We start from the raw sequence: 15,012 nt of genomic DNA, 5'->3' as shown, positions 1-15,012 counted from the left end.
CCTCGGCCGCGGCGATGCCCGAGAGCATGGCGTTATGGTTGCCCTTGATGCGCGGCACGTTCACCAGCCCGGCCGAGCAGCCCAAGAGCGCCGCCCCCGGCACGGTCAGCTTCGGGATCGATTGCCAGCCGCCCTCGGAGATGGCGCGGGCGCCATAGGCGACGCGCTTGCCGCCCTCCAGCAGCTCCGCGACCAGCGGGTGATGCTTGAAGCGCTGGAACTCCATGTAGGGATAGAGATACNGATGGCGCGGGCGCCATAGGCGACGCGCTTGCCGCCCTCCAGCAGCTCCGCGACCAGCGGGTGATGCTTGAAGCGCTGGAACTCCATGTAGGGATAGAGATACGGGTTGGCATAGTTCAGGTGCACGACGAAGCCGACCAGCACCTGGTTGCCCTCAAGGTGATAGATGAAGCTGCCGCCGCCGGCATTCTTGCCCAAGGGCCAGCCCATCGTATGCGTCACCGTGCCGGGGCGGGCCTTGGAGGGCTCGATCTCCCAGATCTCCTTCATGCCGAGGCCGAATTTCTGCGGCTCGTGGCCGGCCGAGAGGTCGTATCTGGCGATCAGTTCCTTGGCGAGGCTGCCGCGCACGCCTTCGCAGATCAGCACGTATTTGCCGCGCAGTTCCATGCCGGGCTCGTAGGCCGGGCCGGGGGTGCCGTCGGCGTTGAGGCCCATCTCGCCGGCGACGACGCCGACCACGCGCTCGCCCTCATAGACCAGTTGCGAGCAGGCCATGCCGGGGAAGATCTCGACCTCCAGCGCCTCGGCCTCAGCGGCCAGCCAGCGGCAGACATTGCCCATCGAGACGATGTATTTGCCGTGGTTCGACATCAGCGGCGGCATCGGCCAGTTCGGCACCCGGACCTGGCCATGCGGGCCGAGGATGTAGAAGTTGTCCTCCTTCACCTCGGTGCTGACCGGGGCGCCCTTGTCCTTCCAGTCCGGGATCAGCCGGTCGAGGCCCGAAGTGTCGAGCACCGCGCCCGAGAGGATATGCGCGCCGATCTCCGAGCCCTTCTCCAGCAGCACCACGGAAAGCGCGGGGTTGAGCTGCTTGAGCCGGATCGCCGCCGACAGCCCGCTCGGGCCGCCGCCGACGATCACCACGTCGTAATCCATCGACTCGCGTTCAATTTCGGACATGGCTCGGCCCCCCAAGTTTCCCTAGCTCGACAATCTGCGCGCAAGACCTAGCGTGTAATATTCTTGCGGGCAATCGCAACGCGACGCACGATAAGCGACTTACGACCTTTTCTCGGCGGGCTGTTGCGGATCACATCCGGCGGGACTTGAAACAGGGGCCGGATCGCGCCACGATGCCGCCGGGATTTTCAGCGGACGCCCCCGGCCGATGGCCGGGGGCGTTCCAACAGCTTGTTTCGCGTTGACTGGCGTCGCACGGTTGCGACCGGAAGGACTGGAATGGAAAAGATACCGATGACCCGCGCGGGCTACGACCAGCTGGACGAGGAATTGCGCGAATTGCGCTCGGTCCAGCGTCCGGCGGTGATCCGCGCCATCGCCGAGGCGCGCGAGCATGGCGACCTGTCGGAAAATGCCGAATACCATGCCGCGCGCGAAAAGCAGAGCTTCGTCGAGGGCCGCATCAAGGAACTGGAGATGATCCTGTCGCGGGCCGAGGTCATCGACCCGAGCCGGCTGAACGGCTCGATCAAGTTCGGCGCCACCGTCACCCTGCTCGACGAGGACAGCGAGGAGGAGCGCACCTATCAGATCGTCGGCGAGGCCGAGGCCGATCTGGAGCGCGGGCTTCTGAACATCCGCTCGCCCCTGGCCCGCGCCCTGATCGGCAAGGACGAGGGCGACAGCGTCGAGGTGGTGACGCCCGGCGGCGGGAAATCCTATGAGATCATCTCGATCCGCTATGTCTGACGGATGGGGGCCTGAACAAGGGGGCTGCGCGCATGGCATCGCTTGATCCGCTGCGCCGGCTGGCCATGGAACAGGCCCGCAGCCGCGTGCTGGCGGTTGGCGCCGCGGTCAGCCTGGCCTGGCTGGTGCTGGTCGGGCTGTTTGCGCTTTTCGGCCCGGAGGGCGAGGGGCAGGGTGCGGCGGGCTGGCTGACCTGGCTGGTGGGCGTGATCCTGCCCTTGGCGCTGGTCTGGCTGGCCGTCTGGTCGGCGCGCAGCCTGCTGAGCTTGCGGCTGGAGGCCGAGGAACTGCGCGCCATGCTGGCCCGGATGCAGGGCGAGGGCGTGACAGCCGAAACCATGGCAGAGCCGCGTCCGGCCGCCTCCGCGCCTCTGCCGGCCGCACGGCGCAGTGCGGTTCCCCCCGCGCCCCGCGTTGCGGCGGATGCCCGGCAGGCCAGCCTGGCGCTGGATTCGCCGCCCACGACCGAACTGACGCCGGCCGAGCTGTTCCATGCGCTGAATTTTCCCGATGGCCCCGAGGATCGCGAGGCGATTCGCTGCCTGCGCCTGGCGCTGGCCGATCCGGGCATGGCCCGGCTGATCCGCGCGGCGCAGGACGTGGTCACGCTGCTGGCCGGGCAGGGCGTCTATATGGACGAACTGGCCGTCCCCGAGGCCGATCCGGTCCTGTGGCGCCGCTTTGCCGAGGGTGCGCGCGGCGAGGCCGTGGCGGAACTGGCGGTGATTCGCGACGAGGCCGCCCTGGTCAGCGCCGGGGCGATGCTGCATGGCGACGAGGTATTCCGCGACGTCGCCCATCATTTCCTGCGCCATTTCGACCGGCTGATGAGCCGCAAGGTGCAGGACAGCGACCCGCAATTGCTGGCCGCGCTGGCCGAGACCCGCTCGGGCCGGGCCTTCATCCTGCTGGCGCAGGCGACCGGCATGCTGGGCCGCGCCGGCGCCGAGGCCGACGGGTCGCAAGGGGCGGGCGGCTAGAGCGGCAGCCGCAGCACATGGGCCGGCGCCGACCAGGGCCAGCCCAGCCTTTGGCGATCCTGCGGCTGGAAGCCCATCGCCCGCCATGCCGCCAGCGCCGTGCGATTGCCGGCCTGGACCTCGGCGCGCAGGGCGGGGTGGCCCTGCCGGCGGGCATGGGCGGCGGCGGCCTCGACCAGCGCCCGCGCGACGCCCTGCTGGCGCCATTGCGGCCAGACCGCGATGCCGTCCAGCACCAGGTCCGCCGTCTCGGCGCCAGGCCGGTAAAGCCCGGTCGCCAGGTGGCGCAGCCGGCCCCGCACCGGCCCCCAGACCGCGACGAAACCGTCCTGGCCCGGATCGAGGAAGCCGCCCCCCGCATCGCGCAGTCCGGCGATTCCCAGCAGCCGCCCCGAGGGCGACAGCGCCAGCAGCGCGCCTTCGGGCCGCATGGCGGCGCGGACCAGCGCCGCGCCCCGCGCCGTGCCTGCCGGCCAGGGCAGGATCTGCGCCCCGAAATGCCGCCAGTAAAGCGCCGCCGCGGCATCACGCAGCTCGGGCGGGATGCCACGCAGGATGCGGGGCGGGGTCTGCGGTCCGGTCATGGCGGTCCCTGTATGTCCTTGTATGGCGGTTCTTGTGTCGGGCGGCGGTTTTGGCCATTGTGCCGCCAGCCTTATCCGCATCGCGAGCCTTTTTCACCATGTCCGCGCAAGCCGGCCTTGCGGCCCAGCCCAGCCCGTCCCCCGAACAGAGCCGCGCGCTGATGCGCAGCCCGGCGCAATGCCTGCGCCACGGCTTTTTGCAGGCGCTGCCCTTTATCCTGGTGCTTCTGCCCTTCGGCATGCTGTTCGGCGTGGTGGCCACGGATGCGGGGCTGGACCTGCCGCAGATCCTGGGCTTTACCGTGCTGGTGCTGGCCGGCGCGTCGCAATTCACCGCCGTCCAGCTGCTGACCGACCAGGCGCCGGCGCTGGTGGTCATCGTCTCGGCCATCGCGGTCAATTTGCGCATGGCGATGTATTCGGCCTCGCTGGTGCCCTGGCTGGGCGGGGCCAGGCCGCGCGACCGGGCCTGGATCTCCTATGTGCTGATCGACCAGACCTATGCGCTGGCGATCCAGCATTATGAAAAGCACCCGCGGCTGAGCATGGGGCAGCGCATCGGCTATTTCCTGGGCGCGGCGCTGGCCACCTGCCCGCCCTGGCTGGCGGCGACGCTGCTGGGGGTCTGGCTGGGCAAAGCCATCCCGCAGGACTGGGCGCTGGATTTCGCCATGCCCGTCACCTTCCTGGCGCTGATCGCGCCGATGCTGCGCAGCCCGGCCCATGTCGCGGCGGCGCTGGTGGCGGTTGTGGCCTCGCTGGCCTTTGCCTTCCTGCCCTCGGGGCTGGGGTTGTTCGTGGCCGCGCCGTTGGCCATGCTGGCCGGCGCCGGGGTCGAGGTGCTGATGGAACGCAGAAACGGAGCCCGCCTGTGACCGGCTATAGCGATGCGACGATCTGGCTGATCATCCTGACCGTGGCGCTGGGAACCTATGGGCTGCGCTGGTCCTTTCTTGGCGCCTTCGGCAGCCGGCCGATGCCGCTCTGGGCGCAGCGGCTCTTGCGCTATACGGCGGTGGGGGTGCTGCCGGCCATCGTGGCGCCGTTGGTGGTCTGGCCGGCGGCCACGCAGGGCCAGCCCGATCCCGCGCGGATGCTTGCGGCAACGGTGGCCGTGGCGGTGGGGGTGGCGACGCGCAACGTGCTGGCGGCCATCCTGGGCGGGATGGCCACGCTTTACACGGCGCTTTACCTCATGACGTGAAGCTGGCCGTCGCGGCCGTAGCCGGTGATCGCGCCGCTTTTCTGGCGCAGCAGCACGTCGTGATTGTTGGCCGGATCGCCGTCCATGTGCCGGCGCGAGGTCACGCCCGGCAGCGTCAGGAACCAATCGCGCAGCTTGAGCGGCGAAAAGCCCGTGGGCGCGCCTTCGAAACCCGGCACGCGGCTGAGCGCCTTGCCGGTGTTGACGGCGCAGAAGCTCTTGTTCGAGGCGCCCTGCCGCTCGACCGAGCGGATCGCGGCATCGGCGACGGCCAGCGGCACCTGGACCGTATCCTCGGCCACCCAATAGGTCGAGCGCGCGTGATAGTCGATGTAGAAGTTCCTGAAGTTCGGTGTGATGCCGTAAAGCACGTCGTGCCGTTCCGGGATCGCCGGGTGTTCCCAGCTGCCGGCCGGGTCGTAGATCACCCGCTGGCTGCCGTTGATCATCAGCGCCGAATGCCCGCCCTCGCCGCGCGGGATGCCGATCACGGTGAAGAGCGTGATCGAGGGCGGTTCGTTCGCGACATAGCGCGCGCGCCGGATCGACTCGTCGCTGGCCCATCGGTTGTCTGCACCGCAGGCCGCAAGCACGGCCGGCAGCGCCAGCGCAAGGAAGGCACGCCTTTGCATCTTTGATCTTTCCCCGGTCAGGATCAGGCGTTGGCCAGGGCCATGAATACCAGCACGGCGATGGCAAGCACGCTGACCCAGGTCGCGGCCTTGATGAAGCCGGCAAAGGTCGCCTGATGGTGCCGGATGTCCATTTCGCCGTGCTTGTGTTCGGTGATTTCGTGATGCGAGGCCATGATCCTGTCCGTGAAACGATGCGATGCGTCGGGGGCAGGGATAGCGCAAGGCGCCGGCCGTGTCACGCCCCCCAAAGCACCGCGCCGGTCTCGGTCTTGCCGACGGGCCACACCCGGCCGGTCGCGCGCAGGTGGTTGATGTGGCCCACGGCCTCGGCCAGTGCGAGGCCGAATTCCGGCTTGGCGATCTGGCGGCGATAGAGCAGCGGAAAGCAGCCGACGGTGCTTTGCGGCTGCTGCCGCAGCCCGTCCAGCAGCCGGTCGAGCGCCGCGCGCTGGTTCGTCGCCAGTTGCCGCAGCCGGGTCGGCAGGCCGCGATAGGGCAGCTTGTGGCCGGGCAGGACCAGCTGGTCGGGCTGCGCGAACCCGGCCAGCCGCTCGCAGCTTTCCAGCCAGTCGCCGACGGTATCGGCCTCGGGCTCGGTCGGATAGACGCCGAGATTGGGCGAGATCGTCGCCAGCAACTGGTCGCCGCCGATCACCAGATCGTCGTCGAGCGACCACAGCGTGACATGTTCCGGCGCATGGCCATGGCCCATGCGCACGATCCAGCGCCGCTCGCCGAATGTGACCTGCTGCCCGTCCCACAGCCGGCGATAGCCGGGCGGCAGCGGGGCGCAGACATCGGCGCTGTTGAAGGGGCGCTCATGGCTGCGTTCCTCCAGCAGATCGGCCGGCATCCCGGCCTGGCGCCAGAAGGCGATGGCCTGCGGCGTCGGGCGTTCCTGCACGTCGAGGATGCCCATCCGCGCCGTCAGCCAGGCCGAGCGCGAGGTCCAAAGCTCGGCGCCCTGCGCCTGGAACCAGCCGGCCAGGCCCATGTGGTCGATATGGTGATGGGTGGCGATCAGCCGCCTGACCGGCGCCCCGGCCAGCGGGCCTTGCAGGATGCCCTGCCAGATGCCGCGGGTGCGGCGGGTGTCGAGCCCGCTGTCCACCAGCGTCCAGCCATCCGCCTCGCGCAAGGCATAGACATTGACCGTATCGGGCTTGAAGGGCAGGGGCAGCTGGAACCAGAACACGCCGGGGGCGATCTCATGCGCCTCGCCCTCGGCCGGGGGGTTATGGGTCTCGCTGCGTATCACCCGGCCATTTGACCCAGCAGGACGGCATCGTCAAGCGCCTCCAGATCGGCCAGCCCGGCGCGCGCCGCCGCCAGATCGGCGGCGAATTGCGGCAGGATGCGGGCGATGTAGAGCCGCGCCAGCGCCTTGCTGCCGCCGCCCGTCGCGGCGCGCAGGTGGTAATGCGCGCCCAGCACCCGCGCAAAGGCGGAGAGATAAGGCACGGCGCCGGCGAAACGCTCCGGCAGGTCGCGCTCCAGCAGGTCATGCGTGGCCTCGCGCAGCGTCTCGGCGGCCTGCCAAAGCTGGTTGGCCAGGTCCGGCTCGGTGCCCTGCGCGGCCTTGGCGCCGTCCAGGATCTCGTCCAGCAGCGCCATGGCCGCGGCGCCGCCGTCCGAGAGCTTGCGTCCCACCAGGTCCATGGCCTGGATGCCGTTGGTGCCCTCGTAGATCGCGGTGATGCGCACGTCGCGCAGATACTGCGCCGCGCCGGTTTCCTCGATATAGCCCATGCCGCCATGCACCTGCACGGCAGTATCGGCAATGCGGATGCCGACATCGGTGCCATGCGCCTTGGCGATCGGGGTCAGGAAGGCGGCGCGCGCGGCCCATTCGTCCAGGCCGGTGGCCCGCGCCATGTCCAGCGCCACGGCGCAGCCCAGGCAGATGGCGCGGGCGGCAAAGACCTCGGCCCGCGATTCGGCCAGCATCCGCCGCACGTCGGGGTGGCGGATGATCGGGCCCATCTGCACCCGCTCGGCGGCATAGGCCACGGCCTGTTGCAAGGCCGCCTCGGCCTGGGCCACGCCCTGCACGCCGACGCCCAGCCGCGCCGCGTTCATCATGGTGAACATGGCGGCCATGCCCTTGTGCTCCTCGCCCACCAGCCAGCCTTTGGCGCCCTCGAAGCTCATGACGCAGGTCGGGCTGCCGTGGATGCCCAGCTTGTGTTCCAGGCTGACGACGCGCAGGTCGTTGGCGAGGCCGGGATTTCCGGCCTCGTCCGGGATGAACTTCGGCACCATGAACAGGCTGATGCCGCGGGTGCCCGCGGCCCCGTCGGGCAGGCGGGCCAGCACCAGGTGGCAGACGTTCTCGGTCACGTCGCTGTCGCCCCAGGTGATGAAGATCTTCTGCCCGGTGATGCGATAGCTGCCGTCCTCGGCCCGCTCGGCGCGGGTGGTCAGCGCGCCCACGTCCGAGCCCGCCTGCGGCTCGGTCAGGTTCATCGTGCCCGACCATTCGCCCGAGATCAGCTTCGGCAGATACAGCGCCTTGAGTTCGTCGCTGCCGTGATGCTCCAGCGCCTCGATCTGGCCCTGGGTCAAGAGCGGGTTTAGCTGCAGCGCCAGGCAGGCCGAGGCGAGCATCTCGTTCACCGCCATGTTCAGCGCCTGCGGCAGCCCCATGCCGCCATGGTCGGGATTGGCGGCGATGCCGATCCAGCCACCCTCGGCCAGGGCACGGAACGCCTCGGCATAGCCGGGGGAGGAGCGCAGCTTGCCGTTCTCCAGCCGCGCGGGGGTCAGGTCGCCGGCGCGGTTCACCGGGGCGATCACCTCGGTCGCCAGCTTGCCGGCCTCGGTCAGGATGGCGGTCATGGTCTCGGCCGTCGCCTCGGCAAAGCGTGCGGTGCCGGACAGTTCTGGAAACGACACGATCCGGTTCAGGATGAACTCGATCTGCTCGACCGGGGCTTGATAGGCCATCCGCACTCTCTCTCCCTCTGGCGCCTTGGCAAATCCGGCTGCGGCGCGTAACTGATGCCTTGGGCTTCGATCATATTTGCGGTCCCGCGTCCATCAACCACAACCCGACGTAACGAATGCAGACGCTGATTCTTGGCCATGACCCCACCGGCCTGCGCGCCGCCGCCGATCTGCTGGCGCAGGGCGAGCCGGTCGCCATCCCGACCGAAACGGTCTATGGTCTGGCCGGCGATGCCCGCAATCCCCGCGCCGTGGCACGCATCTATCAGGCCAAGGGGCGCCCCAGCTTCAACCCGCTGATCGTGCATCTGCCGGACCTGGCGGCGGCCGAGCGCATCGCGGTCTTCGACGATGCTGCGCTGGCGCTGGCCAGGGCCTTCTGGCCCGGCGCGCTGACCCTGGTGCTGCCGCTGCGGCCCGGGGCGGGCATCGCCTCGCTGGTGACGGCGGGGCTCGATACGGTGGCGATCCGCGTGCCGGCGCATCCGGCGGCGCAGGCGGTGCTGCGCGCCTTCGGCGGGCCGCTGGCGGCGCCCTCGGCCAATCCCTCGGGGCGGATCAGCCCGACCGCGGCGGCGCATGTGGCCGATCCCGAAAGCGGGCTGGGCGGGCGCATCGCGGCGGTGCTGGATGCGGGTGCCTGTCCGGTCGGGGTGGAATCGACCATCGTCGGCTGGGTGGAGGGCCGACCCGCGCTGCTGCGCCCCGGCGGCGTCGCGGCCGAAGCCATCGAGGCGGTGCTGGGCCGGCCGTTGGCCCGGCCCCAAGGCAATGCCGAGGCGCCGACCGCGCCCGGTCAACTGACCAGCCATTACGCGCCGCGCGCCAGCCTGCGGCTGAACGCCGAGGCCGCGCGGCCGGGCGAATTGCTGATCGGCTTTGGCCCCGTCGCGGGCGAGATGACGCTGAGCGAAACGGGCGATCTGACCGAGGCGGCGGCGCGGCTGTTCGACCTGCTGCACCGCGCCGATGCCGAGGGGCGGCCCATCGCCGTCGCGCCGGTGCCGGACCAGGGCCTGGGCGCCGCGATCAACGACCGGCTTCGCCGCGCCGCCGCGCCGCGCTAGGGATCAGGCATGGCCCGCGCTGGGCGACAGCATCAAGGGGTCGATGCCCAGCGATTTCAGTGCCGCGCGCCATTTGCCGGGATTGTCGGTGCCGAAGATGATCTCGTCGCCGCGCTCCGAGGTCAGCCAGCCGTTGTCGCGAATTTCCGAATCGAGCTGCCCCGGCCCCCAGCCGGCATAGCCCAGCGCCAGCATGGCCGGTTGCGGGCCTTGGCCACGGGCATAATCCTCGAGGATGTCGCGGGTGGTGGACATGGCGAGATCGTCGGTAATGCGCATCCGGTTCTCGCCCAGGTCGATGTCGCGGGGCGCGCGATGCAGCACGAAGCCGCGCCCCGGCTCGACCGGGCCGCCGAAGCGTACGGGAATGTCCAGGGCATTCGCCCCGGCCTGGATGCCAAGCTGCGCCAGCAGGTCGGAAAAGCCGATCTCGGGCAGCGGGCGGTTGACCACCAGCCCCATGGCGCCGTCCTCGGAATGGGCGCAGACCAGGATCACGGATTGCTCGAAGCGCGGGTCGCGCATGCCGGGCATGGCGATCAGCATCTTGCCGGTCAGGTTGCTCGACTGGTCCATGATCTGCTCCGTCCTTTTCCTAAAGATCGGCCTTGCCGGCTGTTTTCGCAAGGGATTGCCGCTAATGTGACTTCACGGCGAGGGGGCGGGGCGACTAGAACGGCAGCATGAAGACCCTTGCCCTGCTACTCATGACCGCCGCGCCGGCGCTGGCGCAGGATCTGCCGCCCGGACTGGCCTCCGCCGAACTGCTGCCCGGCTGGACCACCGCCGAAGGCCACCGCATGACCGCGCTGCACCTGCGGCTGGAGCCGGGCTGGAAGACCTATTGGCGCAGCCCCGGCGATGCCGGCGTGCCGCCGCGCTTCGACTGGGCAGCCTCGCGGAACCTGGCCGAGGTGCGGATGCTGTGGCCGCGGCCCGAGGTGATCGAATCGGGCGGCGAACGCACGCTGGGCTATCACGGGGAACTGGTCCTGCCGATCGAGATCGCCCCCGCCAACCCGGCCGCGCCGGTCGAGCCTAGGGCGGTGGTGGATTTCGGCATCTGCCAGGACATCTGCGTGCCGGTGCGGGTGGAGCTGCAGGCCGGCCCTGCCGGCCCGGCGCCCGATCCGCTGATCGAGGCGGCCATCGCCCGCCAGCCCGAGTCCTCGGACCACCAGCCCGAATGCCACATCGCGCCGATCCAGGACGGCATGCAGGTGACGGCGACCCTGCCCGCGGCGGACAGCGCCCGCGGCGACGAGGTGGCGATGGAACTGGCCGATGACGAGATCTGGGTCTCGGCCCCGGAAACCCGCGAGGCGGGCGGGCGGCTGATGGCGCAGGCGGATTTCGTCGCCGCCTCGGGCAAGCCCTTTCCGCTGGACCCGGAGGCGCTGCGGGTGACGCTGATCGGTCCCGACGACGCGGTCGAGTTCGAGGGTTGCCGCGAAGTGGCCGATTAGCCGTCGAGCCGCGCCGACAGCGACAAGAGGTCGGACCAGGCCTCGCGCTTGGCCAGCGGCGTGCGCAGCAGATAGGCGGGATGCGCCATCGGCAGCGCCGGCAGGCCGAAGGCCGTGGTCCATTTGCCGCGCAGCTTCAAGATGCCCTGCTGGTTCAGCGCCGCGATGCAGGGCGTGTTGCCCATCAGCACCACCAATTGCGGCTGGACCAGTTCGACATGCCGGGTCAGGAAGGGCAGCATCATGGCGATCTCGGCCGGTTCGGGGCGGCGGTTGCCGGGCGGCCGCCAGGTCAGAACGTTGGTGATATAGAGCGCGCGTTCCGCATCCACCGCCTTGCGCGACAGGCCGATGGCGCCGAACATCTGGTCCAGCAACTGTCCGGCGCGGCCGACGAAGGGGCGGCCCTGGCGGTCCTCCTCCTCGCCCGGCGCCTCGCCGATGATCATGACGCGCGCCGCCGGATTGCCGTCGCAAAAGCAGAAATTGCGCGCGCCCTTTTTCAACTCGATGCCGTCGAAGGCCTCTTGCGCCCCGGCCAGTTCGGCCAGGCTGGTCGCGGCGGCGGCCATGGCCTCGGCGCGGGAGACCAGATCCTCGGCCTCGTCGCGCGGCTGCGCCACGACCGGGGCGGCGGGCGGCGGGGCAGCGGGGGGCTCGGCGCGGTCGGGCACGGCATAGCGGTCGAGCGGCGCGTCGAGGCATGGCTCGTCCGCGCCCAGCTCGGCCTGCCACTGCAAAAGCGCCAGCGCCGTCTCGGCATCCAGCGCGAATCCCCTATAGGTCGGTTCGGCGGTCATGGCCGCAGGCTAGGGCGCGGCGCGGGCGCGGGCAAGCGCCTTACCACGATTGCATCGGCAACGCTTGACCCTGCCGCGATTGCGGCGGCATGCGCTGGCCCTATTGCGATTGCGTCAGCGGCGTCGTGCCGCCGCCCATGCCGACCAGCCGCTGGATCAGCGGCCTTGCCGTCGGCCCGATGCGGTCGCAGGCGCCCGGATCGTCCAGAAGCTTGAAGGCCGGCCCGTAATAGGTGCGGTCGTAGGCTGCGGCATCCAGCCCCAGCCTTGTTGCCAGAAGATCGCCCGTGCCGGTGATCAGTGTCCATTCCCCGTCGGTGATCGCGTAATCGGGGCAGTTCGAGGTGATGACGTTCACGTTCGCCAGTTCCGCGATCAGCGATTTCGCCTGCGTGTCGGACAGGCTCGAGACATCGGGAAGCCTCACGGTGATGCCCCCGTCCGCCAGCGCCGCGCCGGCCCCAAGGACCAATGCGCTGGCCAAAGCCGCGAGTGCCTTCATGGATTGCCCCCTTGCTTGTTCTGGACGTTCGGTTTCGCGCGCCCATCCCGCCCGATCCGATCCGCCGGCGCAACCCAATTCGCCGTGAACTTGACGCAGCACAGGTGCAAGGATACGCGATTGCCAACAGCCAGAAGCATAGAGGATACCTGCGATGACGACCTATTCCCTGCTGATCCTGCCCGGCGACGGCATCGGCCCCGAGGTCATGGCCGAGGTGCGCAAGGTCATCGGCTGGTTCCAGAACAACCGCGGCCTGTCCTTCGAGGTCAGCGAGGATCTGGTCGGCGGCGCGGCCTATGACAAATACGGCAAGCCCCTGGCGGACGAGACCATGGCCAAGGCGCAGGCGGTCGATGCGGTGCTGCTGGGTGCCGTCGGCGGGCCGAAATACGACAACCTGGATTTCTCGGTGAAGCCCGAGCGCGGCCTTCTGCGCCTGCGCAAGGAAATGGACCTGTTCGCCAACCTGCGCCCGGCGCAATGCTTCGACGCGCTGGCCGATTTCAGCTCGCTCAAGCGCGAGGTGGTGGCGGGCCTCGACATCCTGATCGTGCGCGAACTGACCTCGGGCGTCTATTTCGGCGAGCCGCGCGGCATCTCCGAGGACAACACCCCCGGCAACGAGGGCGGCCGCGTCGGCGTGAACACCCAGCGTTATACCAGCGGAGAGATCCGTCGCGTCGCCCGCTCGGCCTTCGAGTTGGCGCGCAAGCGCGGCAACCGCGTCTGCTCGATGGAAAAGGCCAATGTGATGGAATCCGGCATCCTCTGGCGCGAGGAGGTGCAATGGGTCCATGACAACGAATATCCCGATGTCGAGCTGTCGCACATGTATGCCGACAACGGCGCCATGCAGCTGGTGCGCAATCCGCGCCAGTTCGACGTGATCGTGACCGACAACCTGTTCGGCGACATCCTGTCGGATGCGGCGGCGATGCTGACCGGCAGCCTGGGCATGCTGCCCTCGGCCAGCCTCGGTGCACCGATGGAGAACGGCCGGCCCAAGGCGCTTTACGAGCCGGTGCACGGCTCGGCCCCCGACATCGCCGGGCAGGGCAAGGCCAACCCGATCGCCTGCATCCTCAGCTTCGCCATGTGCCTGCGCTATTCCTTCGGCCTGGGCGCCGAGGCCGACCTGCTGGAAAAGGCGGTCGAGAAGGTGCTGGCCGATGGCGTGCGCACCGGCGACCTGATGGGCGCCGAGGGCGGCAAGCCGGTCTCGACCGCCGAGATGGGCGACCATATCGTCGCGGCGCTTTCGGCGCTGTAATCGACGTGCCGCGCCTGTTTCAAACAGGCGCGGCCCCATCGCGGAGCGTCGGAGGGGCGCATGACGGCGGGCAATATCAAGGGCGCGCTGCTCGCGCTTCTGTCCATGGGGCTCTATTCGACCCATGACGTGATCATCAAGCTGCTGGGGGCTACCTATCCAGCCTTGCAGATCCTGTTCTTCTCGGCGCTGCTGTCTTTTCCGCCGCTGGCGGTGCTGCTGCTGCGCGACCCGACGCATGGCACATTGCGGCCGCGCCACCCGTTCTGGGTCGGGCTGCGTTCGCTTTGCATCGTCGCCTCGGGGGTCGGCGGTTTCTATGCCTTTTCGGTGCTGCCCTTGGCGCAGGTCTATTCCATCCTGTTTGCCGCGCCGCTGATCGTCACCGTGCTGTCGGTGCCGCTGCTGGGCGAAAGGGTCGGGCTGCACCGCTGGCTGGCGGTCTGCGCCGGGCTTTGCGGGGTGCTGATCGTGCTGCGCCCCGGCGTGACGCCGCTGGGCCTGGGGCATCTGGCGGCGCTGATGGGGGCGACGGCCACGGCGCTGTCGGCCATCGCGGTGAGGCGCCTGGGCCGGTCCGAGCGCACGGTGATCCTGCTGCTTTGGCCGATGATCGGGAATTTCCTGCTGACCGGCGCTTCGCTGGGTTTCGCCTATCGCCCGATGGAGCTGGGCGACCTGGCGCTGACCGGGGTGATCGCGGCCCTGGGCCTTGCGGCGGGCTTTCTGCTGATCCTGGCCTATCAGGCCGGCGAGGCGGCCAATGTCGCGCCGATGCAATATTCGCAGATGCTCTGGGCGGTGGCCTATGGCTGGTTCCTGTTCGGAGAGCGCCCGGACGGGCCGACGGTGCTGGGGGCGGGGCTGATTATGGGTTCGGGGCTTTACATCCTGCTGCGCGAGCGGCTGGGTGCCTCGCGCCTGCGTCCGGCGACGCGGGCGCGCTTTGGCAGCGACGCGGTGACGGCCCCGCGCTGGAGCCTGTTGCAGCGCCTGCTGCGGCCGCGGGGCTGACGCGGTTTTCTGTGGCGGATCTGCAAGATTCCCCCTTGCATTCCGTTGTCCCAGGGGCTACCTGCCCCTTCACGGTCGGAGCGTAGCGCAGCCTGGTAGCGCACCTGCTTCGGGAGCAGGGGGTCGGAGGTTCGAATCCTCTCGCTCCGACCATGTGAGACTTGTGGCGTTTCAGGAAGATTTGCCTTTTGTGCCAAAAGGCGACCTTTCTGACGGCTTGATCGCGCCGATGGAGGGCTATCTCGCCGCTGCCTCCACCATCTTGAAATGGTTGACGGCAAGGTTTCGCGCCCAGACCTGTCGCCCTGCTCTGAGCAGACGGGCGCACCACCAAACGCAGCGCAGTGGCTTTCCGCCCGGTGATCTGCGCGCTGCTTGAATGACCGGCTTCGCTGTTTTGCTGCGGTTCCTATGTCGCATTCGCTAGCTTCCCGCCGGGAATCCACCCCCGCCGGATTGCGATTCCGCACATCATTGATCAGAGTGAAAATTGCCTGATTCCTTTCGCGGGGTGGCTTCCGTCTGGTTTCCCGGAGAAAAGTAACGGCCCGATTGTTACCGCCTGCCTGAGTTTGGGCTGATGGATTAAGGCACGTGCATAGTGACGTCGTTAATGACGTGTCTTATGCGGGTGTGGGGATG

The 15,012-nt window shown here is 69.1% G+C and carries 16 protein-coding genes, 1 tRNA gene and 2 pseudogenes; 9 read left to right on the top strand and 10 right to left on the bottom strand.

Annotated features, from left to right (window positions below; genetic code table 11):
• Together ACDP63_RS22740 and ACDP63_RS22735 are read right to left on the bottom strand one after the other, a co-directional pair.
• Positions 1–241, bottom strand: a pseudogene (locus ACDP63_RS22740) (NAD(P)/FAD-dependent oxidoreductase); the annotation flags it as partial.
• Between the two features lie 14 nt (positions 242–255).
• A pseudogene (locus ACDP63_RS22735) lies at positions 256–1,149 on the bottom strand (FAD-binding protein); the annotation flags it as partial.
• 279 nt (positions 1,150–1,428) lie between these two features.
• On the opposite strand from ACDP63_RS22735, the gene greA reads away from it, so the two are divergent.
• Together greA and ACDP63_RS22725 are read left to right on the top strand one after the other, a co-directional pair.
• Entirely contained in the window at positions 1,429–1,899 is a 471-nt protein-coding gene (greA, locus tag ACDP63_RS22730; RefSeq protein ID WP_024845767.1) for a transcription elongation factor GreA, read from the top strand.
• 32 nt (positions 1,900–1,931) lie between these two features.
• Positions 1,932–2,879 carry a hypothetical protein gene (locus ACDP63_RS22725; RefSeq protein ID WP_024845768.1) on the top strand — a complete coding sequence of 316 codons (948 nt, stop codon included), beginning with the start codon at positions 1,932–1,934 and terminating at the stop codon, positions 2,877–2,879.
• Here ACDP63_RS22725 and ACDP63_RS22720 read toward each other — a convergent pair.
• Entirely contained in the window at positions 2,876–3,463 is a 588-nt protein-coding gene (locus tag ACDP63_RS22720; protein WP_024845769.1) for a GNAT family N-acetyltransferase, read from the bottom strand. The two genes, ACDP63_RS22725 and ACDP63_RS22720, sit on opposite strands and share 4 nt — an antisense overlap.
• 98 nt (positions 3,464–3,561) lie before the next feature.
• On the opposite strand from ACDP63_RS22720, the gene ACDP63_RS22715 reads away from it, so the two are divergent.
• A complete protein-coding gene (locus tag ACDP63_RS22715) occupies positions 3,562–4,338 on the top strand; it encodes an AzlC family ABC transporter permease (RefSeq protein WP_024845770.1) in 777 nt (258 codons plus the stop codon).
• Positions 4,335–4,667 (top strand): AzlD domain-containing protein, encoded by a 333-nt coding sequence (locus tag ACDP63_RS22710; RefSeq protein WP_024845771.1) that lies wholly within the window; start codon positions 4,335–4,337, stop codon positions 4,665–4,667. Before ACDP63_RS22715 ends, ACDP63_RS22710 begins: the two co-directional genes overlap by 4 nt.
• Here ACDP63_RS22710 and ACDP63_RS22705 read toward each other — a convergent pair.
• From ACDP63_RS22705 to ACDP63_RS22690, 4 genes are all read right to left on the bottom strand, one after another.
• A complete protein-coding gene (locus ACDP63_RS22705; protein WP_024845772.1) occupies positions 4,652–5,299 on the bottom strand; it encodes a hypothetical protein in 648 nt (215 codons plus the stop codon). The two genes, ACDP63_RS22710 and ACDP63_RS22705, sit on opposite strands and share 16 nt — an antisense overlap.
• A gap of 23 nt (positions 5,300–5,322) precedes the next feature.
• Positions 5,323–5,475: an aa3-type cytochrome c oxidase subunit IV gene (locus ACDP63_RS22700; RefSeq protein WP_024845773.1), complete on the bottom strand. Its 153-nt coding sequence runs from the start codon at positions 5,473–5,475 to the stop codon at positions 5,323–5,325.
• A gap of 62 nt (positions 5,476–5,537) precedes the next feature.
• Positions 5,538–6,560 carry an MBL fold metallo-hydrolase gene (locus ACDP63_RS22695; protein WP_024845774.1) on the bottom strand — a complete coding sequence of 341 codons (1,023 nt, stop codon included), beginning with the start codon at positions 6,558–6,560 and terminating at the stop codon, positions 5,538–5,540.
• Positions 6,557–8,248, bottom strand: a complete 1,692-nt coding sequence (locus ACDP63_RS22690; RefSeq protein ID WP_024845775.1) for an acyl-CoA dehydrogenase — start codon at positions 8,246–8,248, stop codon at positions 6,557–6,559. The genes ACDP63_RS22695 and ACDP63_RS22690 overlap by 4 nt, the downstream gene beginning before the upstream one ends.
• 116 nt (positions 8,249–8,364) lie before the next feature.
• Between ACDP63_RS22690 and ACDP63_RS22685 the strand changes: the two genes are divergently transcribed.
• Positions 8,365–9,315 carry an L-threonylcarbamoyladenylate synthase gene (locus tag ACDP63_RS22685; protein ID WP_024845776.1) on the top strand — a complete coding sequence of 317 codons (951 nt, stop codon included), beginning with the start codon at positions 8,365–8,367 and terminating at the stop codon, positions 9,313–9,315.
• A 3-nt stretch (positions 9,316–9,318) separates the two neighbouring features.
• Here the strand turns inward: ACDP63_RS22685 and ACDP63_RS22680 are convergent, their stop codons facing one another.
• Positions 9,319–9,891 (bottom strand): YqgE/AlgH family protein, encoded by a 573-nt coding sequence (locus tag ACDP63_RS22680; protein WP_024845777.1) that lies wholly within the window; start codon positions 9,889–9,891, stop codon positions 9,319–9,321.
• A 107-nt stretch (positions 9,892–9,998) separates the two neighbouring features.
• Here ACDP63_RS22680 and ACDP63_RS22675 point away from each other — a divergent pair, with 107 nt between their 5' ends.
• Positions 9,999–10,781: a protein-disulfide reductase DsbD domain-containing protein gene (locus ACDP63_RS22675; protein WP_024845778.1), complete on the top strand. Its 783-nt coding sequence runs from the start codon at positions 9,999–10,001 to the stop codon at positions 10,779–10,781.
• On the opposite strand, the gene ACDP63_RS22670 is transcribed toward ACDP63_RS22675, so the two are convergent.
• Together ACDP63_RS22670 and ACDP63_RS22665 are read right to left on the bottom strand one after the other, a co-directional pair.
• On the bottom strand, positions 10,778–11,581 hold the full coding sequence (locus tag ACDP63_RS22670) for a uracil-DNA glycosylase family protein (RefSeq protein WP_024845779.1): 804 nt from the start codon (positions 11,579–11,581) through the stop codon (positions 10,778–10,780). The genes ACDP63_RS22675 and ACDP63_RS22670 overlap by 4 nt on opposite strands.
• Before the next feature lie 100 nt (positions 11,582–11,681).
• Positions 11,682–12,083 (bottom strand): hypothetical protein, encoded by a 402-nt coding sequence (locus ACDP63_RS22665; RefSeq protein ID WP_409928690.1) that lies wholly within the window; start codon positions 12,081–12,083, stop codon positions 11,682–11,684.
• Between the two features lie 154 nt (positions 12,084–12,237).
• On the opposite strand from ACDP63_RS22665, the gene leuB reads away from it, so the two are divergent.
• The 3 genes from leuB (at position 12,238) to ACDP63_RS22650 (ending at position 14,523) form a co-directional block, all read left to right on the top strand.
• Complete coding sequence (gene leuB / locus ACDP63_RS22660) at positions 12,238–13,356, top strand: 3-isopropylmalate dehydrogenase (RefSeq protein WP_024845781.1); 1,119 nt, start codon at positions 12,238–12,240, stop codon at positions 13,354–13,356.
• 60 nt (positions 13,357–13,416) lie between these two features.
• A complete protein-coding gene (locus tag ACDP63_RS22655) occupies positions 13,417–14,370 on the top strand; it encodes a DMT family transporter (RefSeq protein ID WP_024845782.1) in 954 nt (317 codons plus the stop codon).
• Positions 14,371–14,446: 76 nt separating this feature from the next.
• Positions 14,447–14,523 (top strand) — tRNA-Pro (locus ACDP63_RS22650).
• The last annotated feature ends 489 nt before the right edge of the window (positions 14,524–15,012 follow it).

The sequence above is a fragment of the Paracoccus sp. P2 genome (assembly GCF_046335115.1).
GTDB classification, from domain to species: Bacteria; Pseudomonadota; Alphaproteobacteria; order Rhodobacterales; family Rhodobacteraceae; genus Paracoccus; species Paracoccus pantotrophus.
This window is presented reverse-complemented; position numbering and strand designations above follow the sequence as displayed.